Origin of the sequence: Corynebacterium sp. NPDC060344 (assembly GCF_042725215.1) — a bacterium.
Classification (GTDB): Bacteria; Actinomycetota; Actinomycetes; order Mycobacteriales; family Mycobacteriaceae; genus Corynebacterium.
The window spans coordinates 136,413-151,808 of record NZ_JBHXCS010000003.1 but is presented as its reverse complement, the minus strand read 5'-3'; the positions used below and the strand labels follow the sequence as shown (position 1 = coordinate 151,808).

The following is a 15,396-nucleotide window of genomic DNA, read 5'->3' as shown; positions in this document are numbered from 1 at the left end:
GGACTTCACAGTAGCGGGCCGCCGCCCGCAGGTCACGCGCACGAATCAGGGCCGTACCGCCCCCCGGGTGAACGGGCGCCACACCGTCCACGCGGCCATGGCCAGGAACAGCATGTCCCGGCCGATCGAGGTGAGGTACGACGCCGCCCCCGCGTCCGCGTTGTAGCCGCCCCCGCCGAAGCACCCGCAGTCGATGCTCAGCCCCCGCGCCCACGCGGAGGCGACGCCGAGGATGAACGCCAACAGGATGATCGCCGAGACCGCGCCCGCTCCCCGCAGGAAGACCCCGAGCAGCAGCATCAGCCCCAGCACCAGCTCCACCGCAGGCAGCACCACCGCCAGCGCGACCGTCGCCCCCTCCGGCAGCAGCTCGTAGGCGGCGATCGCCTGCTCGCTGTCCAGCGGATTGACCAGCTTCACCGACCCCGACCACAGCCACACGGCGGCGAGCCCGAAGCGGGCGATGAAGCTGATCAGGTTGAGCATCCCCTGGGCCGATCTACGAGCCCAGCACCTGCGAGACGACGTCCTGCGCCTCGGCCTGCACCTGCTTGAGGTGGTCCTCGCCCTTGAAGGACTCGGCGTAGATCTTGTACTTGTCCTCCGTGCCCGACGGGCGCGCGGCGAACCAGGCGTTCTCCGTGGTCACCTTCAGGCCGCCGATGGCCGCGCCGTTGCCGGGCGCCTCGGTGAGCTTGGCGGTGATCGCCTCGCCGGCCAGGGTGTCGGCGGTGACCTGCTCGGGCGAGAGCTTCTTCAGGATCGCCTTCTGCTCGCGGTTGGCGTCGGCGTCGGTGCGCGCGTAGGCGGGGGCTCCGAACTTCTCGGCCAGTTCCGCGTAGCGCTGCGACGGGGTCTTGCCGGTCACGGCGATGATCTCGGCGGCCAGCAGGTCCATGATCAGGCCGTCCTTGTCGGTCGACCACACGGTGCCGTCGTGGCGCAGGAACGATGCGCCCGCGGACTCCTCGCCGCCGAAGCCGACCGTGCCGTCCATCAGGCCCGGCACGAACCACTTGAAGCCGACCGGCACCTCGACGAGCTTCCGTCCGAGGTCGGCGACCACGCGGTCGACCATCGACGACGACACCAGCGTCTTGCCCACGGCGGTGTCGGCGGCCCAGCCCGGGCGGTTGGCGAAGAGGTAGTCGATGGCCACGGCCAGGTAGTGGTTCGGGTTCATCAGCCCCGCGTCGGGGGTGACGATGCCATGCCGGTCCGCATCGGCATCGTTGCCCGTGGACACGTCGAACTTGTCGCGGTTGCCGATCAGCGACGCCATCGCGTTGGGGCTGGAGCAGTCCATGCGGATCTTGCCGTCGGTGTCGAGCGTCATGAACCGCCACGTCGCATCGACCTGCGGATTGACCACGGTGAGGTCCAGGCCGTGCGCGTCGGCGATGGCGCCCCAGTAGTCGACGGACGCGCCGCCCATCGGGTCGGCGCCGATCTTCACGCCCGCGTCGCGGATCGCTTCCAGGTTGACCACGTTGGGCAGGTCGGCGACGTAGTTGTTCAGGTAGTCGTGCTTGACGACGAGGTCCCCGGCCTTGTCGACCGACTGCCGCTTGACCCCGTCGAGCCCCTTCGCCAGGTAATCGTTGGCGCGCGCGGCGATCCAGTCGGTGGCGTCGGCGTCGGCCGGCCCGCCCGTGGGCGGGTTGTACTTGAAGCCGCCGTCGCGCGGCGGGTTGTGCGAGGGGGTGACCACGATGCCGTCGGCGCGGCGCTTGTCGGAGCCGTTCGGGCCGCCGTCGAAGTCCCGGTTGTGCTGCAGGATCGCGTGGCTGACGGCCGGGGTCGGGGTGTAGCGGCCCTGCGCGTCGACCATGACGGTGACGCCATTGGCGGTGAGCACCTCCAGCGCGGAGATCATCGCCGGCTCGGACAGCCCGTGGGTGTCGCGGCCGATGAAGAGCGGCCCCTCGATGCCCTGGCCGGCGCGGTAATCGACGATGGCCTGGGTCGTGGCGTGGATGTGATCCTCGTTGAAGGCCGTGTCCAGCGACGATCCGCGGTGGCCGGAAGTGCCGAAGGTGACGGCCTGGTCCGGGTTCCCCGGCTCCGGGTGGCGGGTGTAGTACGCGGTCACCAGCTCGGCGACGTCGATCAGATCCTGGGGCTGGGCGAGCTGCCCGGCGCGCTCGTGGGCCATGGTGTGTCCTCCTGTGTGCGGCATGGAACCGTTCCCTTCCAGTGTTCCCCTTTTCGCGCATCGCCGCAGCGCCGTGCGGGCCATTCGGGGGCGGCACAGGCCCCGCTTCGTTATTTCTGCGTTAAATCCAAGGTTTTGGGGCCATTCCGCGCCCGTTTCGGGGTGGGCTGACTGTAACTTCTCCCCCATGAACGAATTTTTCAGCGCTCTCGACTCCTTCGTCTGGAGCCCATTCCTGCTCATCCCGCTGCTGCTGGGCACGGGCCTGTGGCTGACCATCCGCCTCGGCATGGTCCAGCTGCGCATGCTCGGCCCGGCGCTGCGCCTCGGCCTCATCGACCGCAAGGACGATGGCGGCGAGGGCGACATCACCCAGTACCAGGCCCTGTCCACCGCCCTGGCCGCCACCGTCGGCGTCGGCAACATCGTCGGCGTGGCCACCGCCATCGGCCTGGGCGGCCCGGGCGCCCTGTTCTGGATGTGGGTCACCGGCCTCGTCGGCATGGCATCGAAGTACGGCGAGGCGTTCCTCGGCGTGAAGTACCGCACCGTCGACGCCGCGGGCGAGCAGTCCGGCGGCCCGCAGTATTACCTGAAGAAGGCCATCCCGAACTCCTTCGGCAAGGTGCTGGCCTACTTGTTCGCCGTCTTCGCCGCCATCGCGGCGTTCGGCATCGGCAACCTCACCCAGGGCAACGCCGTGGCCGGCAACCTGGAAAGCGCCTTCGGCCTGCCGGTCGAGGCCACCGGCGCGATCATGTTCGTCCTCGTCGGCGCCGTGCTCATGGGCGGCATCAAGTCCATCGGCCGCGTCACCGCCGCGTTCGTGCCCATGATGATCATCCTTTACATCGCCGCCGCGATCTGGGTCCTCGTGGTCAACGTCGCCGACATCCCCTCGGCCATCGCGCTGATCTTCACCGACGCCTTCACCGGCACCTCCGCCGTCGGCGGCTTCACCGGCGCCGGCATCATCCTGGCCATCCAGATGGGCGTCGCCCGCGGCCTGTTCTCCAACGAGTCCGGCATGGGCTCCGGCGCCATTGCCGCGGCCGCCGCGACGACCACCCACCCCGTGCGCCAGGGCCTGGTGTCCATGACGCAGACGTTCATCGACACCCTCATCGTCGTGTCCTTCACCGGCCTGGTCATCATCACCACCGGCGCCTGGGAAGAGGGCGCCGACGACGCCGGCGCCATGACCGCCCACGCCTTCTCCGCCGGCCTGCCGGGCGAGTTCGGCGGCGCGATCGTCGCGCTGTCGATCGTGTTCTTCGCCTTCTCCACCATGCTGGGCTGGTCGTACTACGGCGAGCGCGCCTTCGAGTCCCTCGTCGGCCGCCGCGGCACCATCCCCTACCGCTTCATCTTCACCTGCGTAGTCTACGTCGGCGCGGTGACCTCGCTGGAGACCGTGTGGGCGTTCGCCTCCGCGCTCAACGGCCTCATGGCCCTGCCGAACCTCATCGGCCTGGTCATCCTGTCGGGCCTCATCGCCCGCGAAACCAAGGCCTATCTGGACTTCGACCCGCAGCTGCGGGCGTCGGCCAAGGAGGTCCACGAGTGGGAGCGCAACCGGGTCATCTCCGGTCGCTAATCCCGCTCACCCGGGTCAGCTGCACGCCGGCGCCGCGGCGGGGTCCTCCAGGGCCTCGACCGCGGCGTCGAGCGTTTTCACGCTGATCAGCTTCATGTCCCCGGCCTCGGCGGTCAGGGCCTCGGAGCAGTTGTCGGAGGGCACCAGGAACATCTCCGCCCCGGCCTCGCGGGCGGCGGCGATCTTGTGGGTGATGCCGCCGATCGCGCCGACGACGCCGACGCCGTCGATGGACCCGGTGCCCGCGATGGTGCGGCCCTCGGTGAGGTCGCCGGGGCTGAGCTTGTCCACGACGGCCAGCGACAGCATCAGGCCCGCCGACGGCCCGCCGACGCCGGAAACGTTGTATTCCACCGTCACGTCGCCGGCCGGCTGGGCGGCCATGCCGATGCCCAGGAACGCGACGCCCTCATCGTCCGGGTGCTGGCCCAGCTCGACCTCGATCGTCTCGTCCTTGCCGTCGCGGACGACGTCGAGGCGCACCCGGTCGCCCGGGGCATGCGCGGCGACGGTGCGCTGCAGCGTCTCGGGGCGGTCGACCGCGTCGCCGTCGATGGCGCGCAGCACGTCGCCCTCCTCCAGCACGCCCTCGGCCGCGCCATCCTCGGACACCATCGCGACGGTCACCTCGATGGGCAACCCCAGCTGCCGCAGCGCCGACGCGGTGGCGTTGGCCTCGGAGTCCGAGAACAGCAGCGCGTTGCGCTCCTTCACGTCGTCCTGGCTCAGCCCCGGGGGGAACACGGCCTCGATGGGCACGACGCGCTGATCCGGGTCGGCCCACATGCCCATCACCTGCGCCAGCGACAGCCGGTGCGCCACGGCGACGGTGGTCATGTTCAGCTCGCCGCCCGACGGATCGGCGTCGCCCCCGGTGACCACGACCGCCTCATTGCCGTCGATGTCGCCGAGGACGTCGAAAAGCGGGCCCGGGCCCTCGGCCGCGAACGGGACGGAGACGGACGGCGACGACAGCACGGCCGCCAGCGCCAGGATCGGCGCGGCGCCGACGAGGAGAGTTCTGGTGCGGCGATTCACGAACGCCAACCATACCGGTGCATCGTGTTCGCCCTGCGCGAGCATCGTGACCCCGCCACCGCGCGCCGGTACGGTTGGGGGCATGAGTGGACAGGGATTCGGATTCTCGCCCGACGACGATGACGAGCGCGACAAGGGCCGCGACAACGGCGGCTCCGGCGGCTCCGGCGGCCAGAACCCCTTCGGCGACTTCGGCATCTTCGGATTCCCGATGGGCGGCCAGGGCGGCCAGGGTGGCCAGGCGGGCCTGGGGGACTTCCTCAACCAATTGGGGCAGATGATGTCCGGCATGGGACAGCCCGGCGGCGCCGAGGCCGGGGCGCCGGTGGATCATGCGGTCACCGAGCGCATCGCCCGCCAGCGCATCGGCCAGGTTGCGCCGGTCCGCGAGTCGGAGCGGGAGGCGCTTGCCGACGCGCTGCGCCTCGCCGAGCTCTGGCTTGACGAGGCCACGGCGCTGCCCGCCGGCGCCAACCGCGCCGAGGGGTGGAATTCCCTGCAGTGGCTCGAGCACACGTTGCCGACGTGGAAGCGCATCGTCGATCCGGTTGCCGAGCAGATGGCGGAGGCCTCCGTCGCGGGCATGCCGGAGCAGGCCCGCGAGATGATGGGCCCGATGCTCGGGATGATGGGCCGGATGAACTCCATGAACTTCGGCGTCCAGCTCGGCGGCGCACTGGCGGATCTGGCCAAGGACGCCCTGACCGGCTCCGACCTGGGCCTGCCGCTGCACACCACCGGCGCCGCGGCGCTGCTGCCGACGCACCTGACGGCGCTGGCAGAGGAGCTGGAGCTGCCCGCCCGGGAGCTCTACGTCTACGCCGCCGCCCGCGAGGCCGCCCACCAGCGCCTGTACGACCGCGTGCCGTGGCTGGTCGAGCGGATGATCTCGTCGGTCGAGGAGTACGCCTCCGGCCTGGTCATGGACTACTCCGGCGTGGAGGAAGCCGCCCGCGGCCTGGACCTGGAGTCGATGCAGGATCCGTCGAAGCTGCAGGAGGCCATGTCGGCCATGCAGAACATGGACCTGTCGCCGAAGATCACCTCGGCCAACCAGCACGCCCGCACCCGCCTGGAGACCCTCCTCGCGCTGGTCGAGGGCTGGGTCGACGTCGTGGTGGAGGACGCCCTGGGCGAGCGCCTGCCCGGTGCCGTGCAGCTCGACGAGGCCTGGCGCCGCCGTCGGGTGTCCGGCGGCGCGGAGAAGGCCCTGGAAAAGGCGACGGGCATCGACCTGGGTGCCCCCAAGGTCCGCGAGGCCGCCGACCTGTGGCGCCGCCTGACCACCGCCGTCGGCGTCGACCGCCGCGACGGCGTGTGGGACCACCCGGACTTCCTGCCGGTGGCCGAGGACCTGGACAACTCCGCCGAGTTCATCGACGGCGTGCTCGGCGGCGATTCCTCCGACGACTTCGACCCCATCGCGGCGCTGGAGGACCAGCTGCGCAAGGAGGCCGAAGAGGGCGACGAGCGCGAAAAGCGAGAGGGCGACAGCTAGAACGGCCTAGGACCGCACGCCCCATCGCTGATACGCCTCGAGATAGCCCCGCGCCCGTTCGTGGTGCGGGGCTTTCGCGGCCCATTCCCAGAATTCGTCGGAGTGGCCGTCCTCGATGAAGGTGTGCACCAGTTCGTGGATGATGACGTCGTCGAGGACGTACTCGGGGACGTCGGCAAGCCGGTGCGAGACCCGGATCCGGCCCGGGTCGCCGGTCACCGACGCCCAGCGGCGCGACATGTTGCGCACCCACGTGATCGACTGGATGCGCGGCCTGCCCTCCAACACGGTGCGTGCCAGCCGCCGGGCGCGCTTGTCCAGCGCGTCGTTGTCCAGGTTGTTGCCCACCTTGTGGCGGACCCTCTCGACGATCTCGGCGACCTGGCTGCGTTCCTCGTCGTCGGGCAGATCGTCGGGGACCATGACCACGATCCGGCTGCCCTCCGCCCGCGCGGACACGGTGCGCCGGCGCCGCTTGGAGCGCCGCACTTCGACGTCCGGCCCGTAGTCGGGTCGGTCGCGATTCGGGCGCTTGCGGTCCATGACCCCAGCGTAGACGGGTTCGGGGGTGAAACGGGACGTTTCGCCGGGTGCGCGTGTGGGGCGGGCGTGCTTCAGTGTCGGCATGGGGGTAAAGACGCCGGTGCTTCTGCACCGCCACGTCCCGGTGCTGCTGCGCCCGGGCGGGCGCATCCAGTTCGGGGCCGATCCGCGCACGTGCGTGATTTTTCCGCTTCCCGACGGCATCTCCCCCGGCCCCGTATTTTCCGCCCTCCTCGACGGCACCCGCGGCGCCTGCGTGTCCGACGCCCTGTCCTGCACCGAATTGCCCGCCGCGGTGCGCTCGATGCTGGTGGCGGAGTTGGGGCGGGCGGGGCTCGTCGAAAAGCACCGCGACCCGGGCCCGGTGACCCTCATCGGCCGCGATGGCCTGCGCCCGCGGCTGGCCGACGCGCTGCGCGTGCGCGGATGGCAGCCGGTGTCGCGCCTGCCGGATGCGGGGACGCGGCGGTGGATCGCGCGCGAACCCGTCGACTCCGTCGGCGCGGTGGTGCTCACCGGCTTCGAGGTGCCGGACGCGCCCCTGCTGGCGACGCTGCGGGGGCGCGGCATCCCGCACCTGTCGGTCGTGCTTCGCGACGGTGCCGGCGTCGTCGGCCCCTGGGTCCCCGACCCGCAGGCGCCGTGCCCCGCCTGCGCGGAAGCCCACCGCGCCGACGACGATCCCGCCCGCCGCGTGCTGGCGCTGCAGCTGGCGGGGAGGATCGGGACGGCGCCGCCGGAGACGGTGACCGCGACCATCGCGACGGTCGTGGCGCAGCTCATTGCCGTCGGACCGGATGACGACGGCATGCGCGGGCCCTCCGTCCTGCGCGGCGCGGAGACCGTGGTCGACCCGCTCGGGGCGGCCGGCGGGGTGCGCCCGCTGCTGCCGCATCCGCAGTGCCCGGTGTGCACGGGGGCGCGATAGCGGCACAATGGCCCCCATGAGCGATCAGTCGGTGTCCGGGTCCCCGTTCCGCCGCGCCGCGCGGTTGGCGTCGGTGCCGTTGTCGGCGGGTGCGCGGGCGCTCAATCCCCGCAGCCGGGCGACGAACCCCCGCAAGACCGCGGAGCAGTTGGCGGCGGTGCTCGGGGAGCTCAAGGGCGGGGCGATGAAGGTCGGGCAGGCGCTGAGCATCTTCGCGCCGATCCTGCCGGATGAGTTGGCGGAGCCGCTGTCGGGCACGTTGCGGTCGTTGCAGGCGGAGGCCCCTCCCCTGCCGGCGTCGTCGGTGCACCGGGTGCTGGACCGGCAGTTGGGCACCGCGTGGCGGGATCGTTTCCTGGAGTTCGACGATGTCCCCGTTGCCGCCGCGTCGATCGGCCAGGTGCACAAGGCGGTGTGGTCGGACGGGTCGCCGGTGGCGGTGAAGGTGCAGTACCCGGGCGCGGACAAGGCGATCCGGGCGGATCTGCGCCAATTGAAGATGATCACCCCCATCCTCCAGCAGCTCGAGGACGGAATGAACATGTCGGATCTGGTCGACGAGATCGCCGACAACGTCCTCGACGAGCTCGACTACCGCATCGAGGCGGACCACCAGCGCGCCTTCCACACCGCGTTCGGGCAGGGCCAGGAGCCGCGGCTGCACGTGCCCAAGGTCTACGCGTCGTCTCCGAAGGTCCTGGTCAGCGAGTGGGTCGAGGGCGTGCGGCTCGGCGAGATCATCGACCACGGCACCGAGGAGCAGCGCTCGCGGGCCGCGGAGGCGCTGACGGTCTTCGAGTTCGCCTCCCCCGGGCTGGTGCAGAGGATGCACACGGACCCGCATCCGGGAAACTTCTTGCTTTCCGACGACGGCGTCCTCACCGTCATCGACTTCGGCGCCTGCATCCACGTGCCCGAGGGTCTGCCGCGGCCGTTGATCGAGTTGGTCGCCGCCGTGGTGGATGGGCGCAGGGAGGATCTGCTGGATTTGGCGGTCCGTCATGGCTACGTCACCGGTGGCCGGGAGAAGGATCTGACGCCGGAGGAGGTCGAGGCCTTTTTGCTGCCTTTCGCGGAGCCGTTGTCGCAGGATGATTTCGTGTTCACGGTGGCGTGGTTGAAGCGGGTGATGGGGCCGTTCATGGATCCGTCGTCGCCGCAGTCGAAGTTGGGCCGGAAGTTCGGGATGCCGAAGCGGTACATCATGATCCACCGCATCCTCGCCGGTGCCGTCGCCGTGTTGTCGCAGTTGTCTGCGCCGGCGCCGTATCGGCAGGTGATCGCGGAGCATTATCCCGAGATGGTGGGGTTGGGCGGGGCGCGGTAGCGTCTGCGGCATGCGTCCGCAGGAGTTGTACGGCCAGGTGGGGATGACCCACGAGGGGTTGTCCGGCATCGTCGACCAGGTCCGCCAGTTGGTGGCGTCGGCCGAGGTGTGGGATCGGGGTTCGCTGACCGTCGACGATTCGTCGGTGATCACCCCCGCAGAGGCCGCCGATGCGGTGGCCGAGGAGCTGCGCGCCTGCGCCGATGCCCTCGACCTCGCCATCGGGCATGCCGAAGCCGCCTGGTCCGCCAGTTCCCGCATCGGCGACGGTGGGTAGCTGCCCACTAAAACGGGACCTCCGAGTCCGAGCCCAAGTTCGTGTGCGGGTCCGGCGGCACGGGCGGTACCGGTGCGGAACCCGGGTCGGCATCGATCGACGCCCGGTGCATCGGCCGGCGGCGCTCCGCGGATTCTGGTGGCGAGACTCTCCAGAACGCATCGGCGTCGGGATCTTCATCGGCGGTCCACCCGAACCACGACCGGGACGTTTGACCGGGAGTGCCGGAGTGGCCGAACTCATTGGGACTTCCCCACGATCGGGATTCCCAACCCGGATCCCATACCGAGTCATCGGCGGCCGGCCACCCGTCATCGGCGGCATCGGCCATGCACCGCGCTTCTTCGGCGACCTCCGGATCCGGATCATTGAGCGGACCGGCGGTGTATTCGGCCATCGCCCGCTCATACTCGGCGAGGTCACGGGTGTACTTCCGCAGTGCCGCGTCCACTTCCGCGCGCTGCATGGCCGCCGCGGCGTCCGCCTCGGCGCGCATCCGGCGGAGATTGTCCCCGTGGATGGTCGTCGCCAACCGGGTGGCCCGCTGATCGAAGGTCTGCCGCTTGATGTGCGCGATCGGACCGTGCGGCACCGACGTCGCGAACGCGGAGCCGGTGTGGTCGAACCAGTCCACCGAACCGTCGTCGTTCATCACGGCGTTCCAGTGGCGGCTGGTCTTGAGGTTGTGGTGATGCTGGCACAGGCACTGCAAGTTCCACGTCGCCGTCACGCCGAGCTGATTCGAGCCGTCGCCGGCGACGAATGCCGCACCAGACGCGTCGGGGTCGTAATTGATGACGTGGTCGATCTGGCACCTGTGCGCCGGCACATCACACCCCGGGAATCGGCAGCCGCCATCGCGGGCACGCACCCGCGCCTTCTGAGCATCACTGGGCACATACCCGTCGACCTGCGAATCGGCCGATAAACGGACGTCCTCACAGCGCTCGAGCCATTGCCGGGTCAGGTACTTGGGCAACCAGCCGGCGCCGTCGAGCCAGAGGCGCAGCTCGCCACTCCCATCCCCGCCGCCGTCACCGTCGAGGGTCGCATTGGCATCGGCGTAGACGTTCATGGTCACCTTCGCTCCGGCGAAATCGCCGCGGGACATGGCCATGAGAGCGTCGGCGAGGGTGCAGTCCTCGCCGGCCTTGATCTTCGCGTCGCGGATGGCGCGGAGGGTGGCCTCGAACTCGGCGAGGCGGTCCTTGCGCATCCACACGTCCATCTGCCCGAAGTCGCCCCAGCCATCATTGAGGATGGACACCGACTCCGACTCCAGGGCCTTCTTCTCCTCCTCGTCGGGCGGGGTGGAAATGGGTTCGACGGCCTCGACGATCTCGCGCAGCCGTCGGGAGAAGACCTTCGGCCCCGGCAGCGCCTGAAGATCCTTCGTCGGACGCAGATACGCGAGGATCCGCTCCTCCACCTGCGCAATGTGGTCGTCCGAGACCGCGATGATGGCATCGGCGATCTTGGCCAACCGGAAATGCGGGAGCGCCCCGGAGCGGGCGAACTCGAGGACCTTCGGCATCCGGGCGAACATCATGCCGACGTCGCAGTGCCTTCCCGCCCAATGCCTGGTCAGCCCCAACCGCGTGGCGACGGACGCGATGTGGGAGTCGACGTCGGCATCACCATCCGGGGTGACGGCGACGGACAGGTCGACGTCGGCGATGTTGCGCACCCGCCCGATGGCGGCCACCGGTTCGTCGCGTTCGGTGACCCACCTTTTGCGGGGTCGGGCGGGTATCTCTTGGTCGTGGTGGTGGTCCGGATCGTCGTGCTCATCGGCTGCGTCATGGTCGAAGGCCATGTCGGTTCCCCCGGTAATGCGAGTACGGATCAAAAGTGGTTCTGCGCGTGATCGCTGAAACTGATCTGCCCTGATCTACCCTGCTTCACCATTGATCATACACGCGTTCGAGCGCGTAAGAAGCAAACAAAAGGTGAACGTTGGGTGATTTTCCGCACTGTACACGCACAATCATCCCACCCCACACCGTACAATGTTCCACCCCACTGGATCGAACGTGACTTCTACTCATGGCCGAACAGCCTGCGCACCATCCCGTCGTCAAGCACGCACGCGAAAGGCCCGCACCCGCCGCAACTGCGGCAGGATGCGGGCCCGGAAACGACGCTACAACTGGGCGGAAACGGCCTCGCCGAGCGGGACATCGCCGTCGAGGAAGGCGATCTCGCGGCCGCCGTCCCCCGCGAGCTCGTCGAAGCGACCCACGCAATGCGCGATCATCGCGGCGACGGTCGCGCGGGCGGTGGTGCGCTCGACGTCGGCGGGGACCTCGGAATCGTCGCCGACGTGGACGTTGCCGGCGGGTTCCTCGGTGAGCGCGCCCGGCTTCAGAATCACGTACCGCAGCCCCGACCCGCGCAGATGCTCGTCGGCCGCGGCCTTCGCGTCGGCGTAATGGACGAAGGGATTGTCCTCCGGCACGCCATGATCGGGCCCGGCGCCCCAGTACGACACCATGACGTACCCCGCCCCGCGCGGGCAGGCGTCCATCGACGCGATCGCCGCGACCTCGTCGACGCGCTTCGTCCGCTCCGGGCTGCCCCCGCCGGCGCCGGCCGACCAGACGACCAGGTCCGTGCCCTCGAGCAGTGCCCGCCAGCCGCCCTCGTCGAGCCGTTCGACGTCGACGACGTGCGGCACCGCGCCCGTCGCCTCGATCTCCGCGGCATGATCCGGGTTGCGGATCACCCCGACGACCTCGTGCCCCGCGGCCGCCAGCAGCGGCAGCGCACGCAGCGCGACTTTTCCATGTGCTCCGATGACGTGGATTCGCATGGCCCCACGCTACCGATGGTTGCTTTACGACGCCGCGATCAGCGCGAGCAACTGCGCCCCGAACCGTTCGAATTTGACGGGCCCGATGCCCGGCACGGCGAGCAGCTCGGCCGGCTCGGAGGGGCGGGCTTCGGCGATGGCGGCGAGCGTGGCGTCGGAAAAGACGACGTAGGCGGGCACGGACATCTCGCGGGCGGTTTCGGCGCGCCAGGCGCGGATGGTCTCCACCAGCTGCGGGTCGACGTCGGAGGGGCACGCCGAGCAGCGGCCGATGATGCGCTCGGCGTTCGTGGCCAGGCGACCGCCGCACGTGCGGCACTGCGTCGGCTTCTTCTTCGCCGGGGCCGGCGGTGCGGCGGTGGCCAGGCCGGGGACATCGAGGCCCTCGAGGAAGCGGCTGCGGCGGCGGGTGCGGCGCCCGCCCTCCTGCCGCGACAGCGACCACGACAGTTCCAGATGCTCGCGGGCGCGGGTGACGCCGACGTAGAGGAGGCGGCGCTCCTCCTCGACCTCCTGGGCGTCGTCGCCCTTCTTCAGCGCGTGCTGGATGGGGATGTTGCCGTCGGTCAGGCCGACGAGGAACACCGCGTCCCACTCCAGGCCCTTCGCCGCGTGGAGGCTGGCCAGCGTCACGCCCTGCACCGTCGGCGGCTGTTTGGCCTGCTGGCGGGTGCGCAGCTGGCCGAGAAGGCCCTCGATGCGCAGTTCGGGGTCGGCGTGGACGAGCTCCTCGCACAAGTCGGCCAGGGCGCCGAGCGACTGCCAGCGTTCGCGGGCCTGGGCGCCCTCGGGCTCCTCCTTGGTCAGGCCGAGCGGCACCAGCGTCTGGCGCACGATGGAGGTCAGTTTCCGGCCGACCAGGGTCTCGCCGGTGGTGCCGGCCGTGCCGTCGCCGGAGGTGGCCACGTCGGGCCGCCGCGCCACGCGGATCAGCTCGGCGACGGCCTGCTTGATCTCGGGGCGCTGGTAGAAGCCTTCGCCTCCGCGCACCTGGTACGGGATGCCGGCTTCGCTCAGCGCCTGCTCGAACACGGCGGACTGGGCATTGACGCGGTAGAGCACCGCGATCTCCGACGCGGGCACGCCCGAATCCATGAGCCGGCGGATTTGCCTGGCGACGACCCGCGCCTCCTGCGGTTCGTCGTCGTATTCGGTGTAGCCCGGCTCGGGGCCCTCGGGGCGCTGGCCGATCAGCTGCAGGCGCGAACCCGCGAGCCGGCCCTTCGCCTTGCCGATGACCTCGTTGGCCAAATGCACCACCTGCGGCGTCGAGCGGTAGTCGCGCTGGAGGCGCACGACGGTGGCGTCGGGGAAGCGCCGCGAAAAGCCCATGAGGTATTCCGGGGTCGCGCCGGTGAACGAGTAGATGGTCTGGTTGGCGTCGCCGACGACGGTGAGGTCGTCGCGCTCGCCGAGCCACGCGTCGAGCACGCGCTGCTGCAGCGGGGTGACGTCCTGGTACTCGTCGACGACGAAGCTGCGGTACTGAGCGCGGAATTCCTCCGCCACCGCCCGCGAGTTCTCCATGGCGCCGGCGGTGTGCAGCAGCAGGTCGTCGAAGTCGAGCAGCATGCCGTCGGGCGAGGTCTTCATGTCCTCGTAGGTGCGGTAGGCCGCCGCGAGCTTGTCGGCGGGCACGGGGGCCACGCGGCCCCGCTTGTCGACGGCCCCCGCATAACTTTCAGGGGTCACCAACGAGGCTTTCGCCCATTCGATCTCGCCCATGACGTCGCGGATGGTCTCCTTGCCGGAGTCGAGCCCGGTGGCGCGGACGGCGCGGGCGACGACGGAGAATTTGTTGTCCAGCAGGCGCCACGGCAGATCGCCGGCGACCTGGGGCCAGAAGTACCGCAGCTGCCGCAGGGCGGCGGAGTGGAACGTGCGGGCCTGGACGCCCGTCGAACCCATCGCGGTGAGGCGGTCGCGCATCTCGCCGGCCGCCCTGGCCGTGAACGTCACGGCGAGGATCTTCTGCGGCTGGACGAAACCCGAGCGGATCAGGTGGTCGATGCGGTGGGTGATGGTGCGGGTCTTGCCGGTGCCGGCGCCGGCCAGGATGCACACCGGGCCCAGCGGCGCCGTCGCCGCTTCGAGCTGGTCCGGGTCGAGGGCGACGGCCCCGCCGAATGCGGGGTTACTTTGCGGCATCCGGATCGGCTTCCTCCTTGAGCACGCGGCGGACGTAGAGCAGCCGGTCGCCCGGCTCGACGGACTCGCACTCGGGCGAATCGATGCGGTACAGCTCGCCGGAGCGCACGACGCCCAGCACGATGTCGGCCAGGTGGCGGGGGTTGGCGCCGATCTCTTCCTCGGTGACCAGGCGCTCGGCGACGGAGAAGCCCTCGTCCGGGCTGAGCAGATCCTCCATCATCTCCACCACCGACGGGGTGACGGTGGCCAGGCCGAGCATGCGGCCGGCGGTTTCGGACGAAATGACCACCTGGTCCGCGCCGGACTGGGTGAGCAGGTGGCGGTTCTCGGACTCGCGCACCGACGCCACGATGGTCGTGCCGGGGGCGATCTCGCGCACCGACAGCGTCACCAGCACCGCCGTGTCGTCCTTGTTCGGGGCGACGACCACGGACCGGGCGCGCGGGACGCCGGCGAGCTTGAGCACGTCGGCCTTCGTCGCCGACCCGTGGACGGTGACCAGGCCGCGCACGGCCGCCTGGTCGAGGGCGTGCTGGTCCTTGTCCACGACGACGATCTGCGACGGGTCCGTGCCGTCGGCGAGCAGCGCCGCGATGGCGGAGCGGCCCTTGGTGCCGTAGCCGATGACGACGGTGTGATTGCGCATTTGCTTCCTCCAACGCTGGATCTGCAGTGCCCGGCGGGATTCCTCCGTCAGCACCGTCAGGGTCGTGCCGACCAAAAGGGCCAGGAACACCACGCGCAGCGGGGTGATGACCAAAATGTTCAGGATGCGGGCCCGCTCGGTCACCGGCGCGATGTCGCCGTAGCCGGTCGTCGACAGCGACACCGCCGAGTAGTACAGGGCGTCGACGAAGGTCAGGTGCTCGGAGTACCCGCCGCGGTCGGCGTAGACGACGATCGCCGCGATGAGCAGCATCGCCAGCGCGTAGCTCAGGCGCCGCACGATCAGGCGCCACGGCCCCCTCCGCGCGGCCTCGGGCATGCGGATGACGCCCAGCAGGGCATGGTCCGGGAGGTCGTCCAACTCGATGTCGGCGCCGAACCGATCGCGGATCTTGTCGCGCACA

13 protein-coding genes are annotated in these 15,396 nt (G+C 70.2%); 5 read left to right on the top strand and 8 right to left on the bottom strand.

Annotated elements, in window-relative coordinates:
* Positions 1–45: 45 nt before the first annotated feature.
* Complete coding sequence (locus ACFWGD_RS05625) at positions 46–486, bottom strand: MauE/DoxX family redox-associated membrane protein (RefSeq protein ID WP_377777617.1); 441 nt, start codon at positions 484–486, stop codon at positions 46–48.
* A 13-nt stretch (positions 487–499) separates the two neighbouring features.
* Complete coding sequence (gene pgm, locus ACFWGD_RS05620; RefSeq protein ID WP_377777616.1) at positions 500–2,155, bottom strand: phosphoglucomutase (alpha-D-glucose-1,6-bisphosphate-dependent); 1,656 nt, start codon at positions 2,153–2,155, stop codon at positions 500–502.
* Between the two features lie 187 nt (positions 2,156–2,342).
* On the opposite strand from pgm, the gene ACFWGD_RS05615 reads away from it, so the two are divergent.
* A complete protein-coding gene (locus ACFWGD_RS05615; RefSeq protein WP_377777614.1) occupies positions 2,343–3,752 on the top strand; it encodes an alanine/glycine:cation symporter family protein in 1,410 nt (469 codons plus the stop codon).
* A gap of 15 nt (positions 3,753–3,767) precedes the next feature.
* Here the strand turns inward: ACFWGD_RS05615 and ACFWGD_RS05610 are convergent, their stop codons facing one another.
* On the bottom strand, positions 3,768–4,790 hold the full coding sequence (locus tag ACFWGD_RS05610) for a PDZ domain-containing protein (protein WP_377777613.1): 1,023 nt from the start codon (positions 4,788–4,790) through the stop codon (positions 3,768–3,770).
* 82 nt (positions 4,791–4,872) lie between these two features.
* On the opposite strand from ACFWGD_RS05610, the gene ACFWGD_RS05605 reads away from it, so the two are divergent.
* Positions 4,873–6,288 carry a zinc-dependent metalloprotease gene (locus tag ACFWGD_RS05605; RefSeq protein ID WP_377777611.1) on the top strand — a complete coding sequence of 472 codons (1,416 nt, stop codon included), beginning with the start codon at positions 4,873–4,875 and terminating at the stop codon, positions 6,286–6,288.
* Positions 6,289–6,294: 6 nt separating this feature from the next.
* On the opposite strand, the gene ACFWGD_RS05600 is transcribed toward ACFWGD_RS05605, so the two are convergent.
* Positions 6,295–6,831, bottom strand: coding sequence for a YgjP-like metallopeptidase domain-containing protein (locus ACFWGD_RS05600; RefSeq protein ID WP_377777610.1), 537 nt, complete (start codon positions 6,829–6,831; stop codon positions 6,295–6,297).
* A gap of 82 nt (positions 6,832–6,913) precedes the next feature.
* Here ACFWGD_RS05600 and ACFWGD_RS05595 point away from each other — a divergent pair, with 82 nt between their 5' ends.
* Genes ACFWGD_RS05595 through ACFWGD_RS05585 form a run of 3 tightly spaced genes read left to right on the top strand, consistent with a single transcriptional unit; the run spans position 6,914 to position 9,363 of the window.
* Positions 6,914–7,759 carry a TOMM precursor leader peptide-binding protein gene (locus ACFWGD_RS05595; protein ID WP_377777609.1) on the top strand — a complete coding sequence of 282 codons (846 nt, stop codon included), beginning with the start codon at positions 6,914–6,916 and terminating at the stop codon, positions 7,757–7,759.
* Between the two features lie 16 nt (positions 7,760–7,775).
* Complete coding sequence (locus ACFWGD_RS05590) at positions 7,776–9,086, top strand: ABC1 kinase family protein (RefSeq protein WP_377777608.1); 1,311 nt, start codon at positions 7,776–7,778, stop codon at positions 9,084–9,086.
* Between the two features lie 10 nt (positions 9,087–9,096).
* A complete protein-coding gene (locus ACFWGD_RS05585; protein ID WP_377777607.1) occupies positions 9,097–9,363 on the top strand; it encodes a hypothetical protein in 267 nt (88 codons plus the stop codon).
* A gap of 7 nt (positions 9,364–9,370) precedes the next feature.
* Here ACFWGD_RS05585 and ACFWGD_RS05580 read toward each other — a convergent pair whose 3' ends face one another.
* From ACFWGD_RS05580 to ACFWGD_RS05565, 4 genes are all read right to left on the bottom strand, one after another.
* Positions 9,371–11,179 (bottom strand): HNH endonuclease signature motif containing protein, encoded by a 1,809-nt coding sequence (locus ACFWGD_RS05580; protein ID WP_377777606.1) that lies wholly within the window; start codon positions 11,177–11,179, stop codon positions 9,371–9,373.
* Positions 11,180–11,506: 327 nt separating this feature from the next.
* A complete protein-coding gene (locus tag ACFWGD_RS05575; RefSeq protein ID WP_377777605.1) occupies positions 11,507–12,175 on the bottom strand; it encodes an NAD(P)H-binding protein in 669 nt (222 codons plus the stop codon).
* Positions 12,176–12,199: 24 nt separating this feature from the next.
* A complete protein-coding gene (locus tag ACFWGD_RS05570) occupies positions 12,200–14,323 on the bottom strand; it encodes an ATP-dependent DNA helicase UvrD2 (protein WP_377777604.1) in 2,124 nt (707 codons plus the stop codon).
* Positions 14,310–15,395, bottom strand: coding sequence for a potassium channel family protein (locus ACFWGD_RS05565; RefSeq protein WP_377777603.1), 1,086 nt, complete (start codon positions 15,393–15,395; stop codon positions 14,310–14,312). Before ACFWGD_RS05565 ends, ACFWGD_RS05570 begins: the two co-directional genes overlap by 14 nt.
* Between the last annotated feature and the right edge of the window lies 1 nt (position 15,396).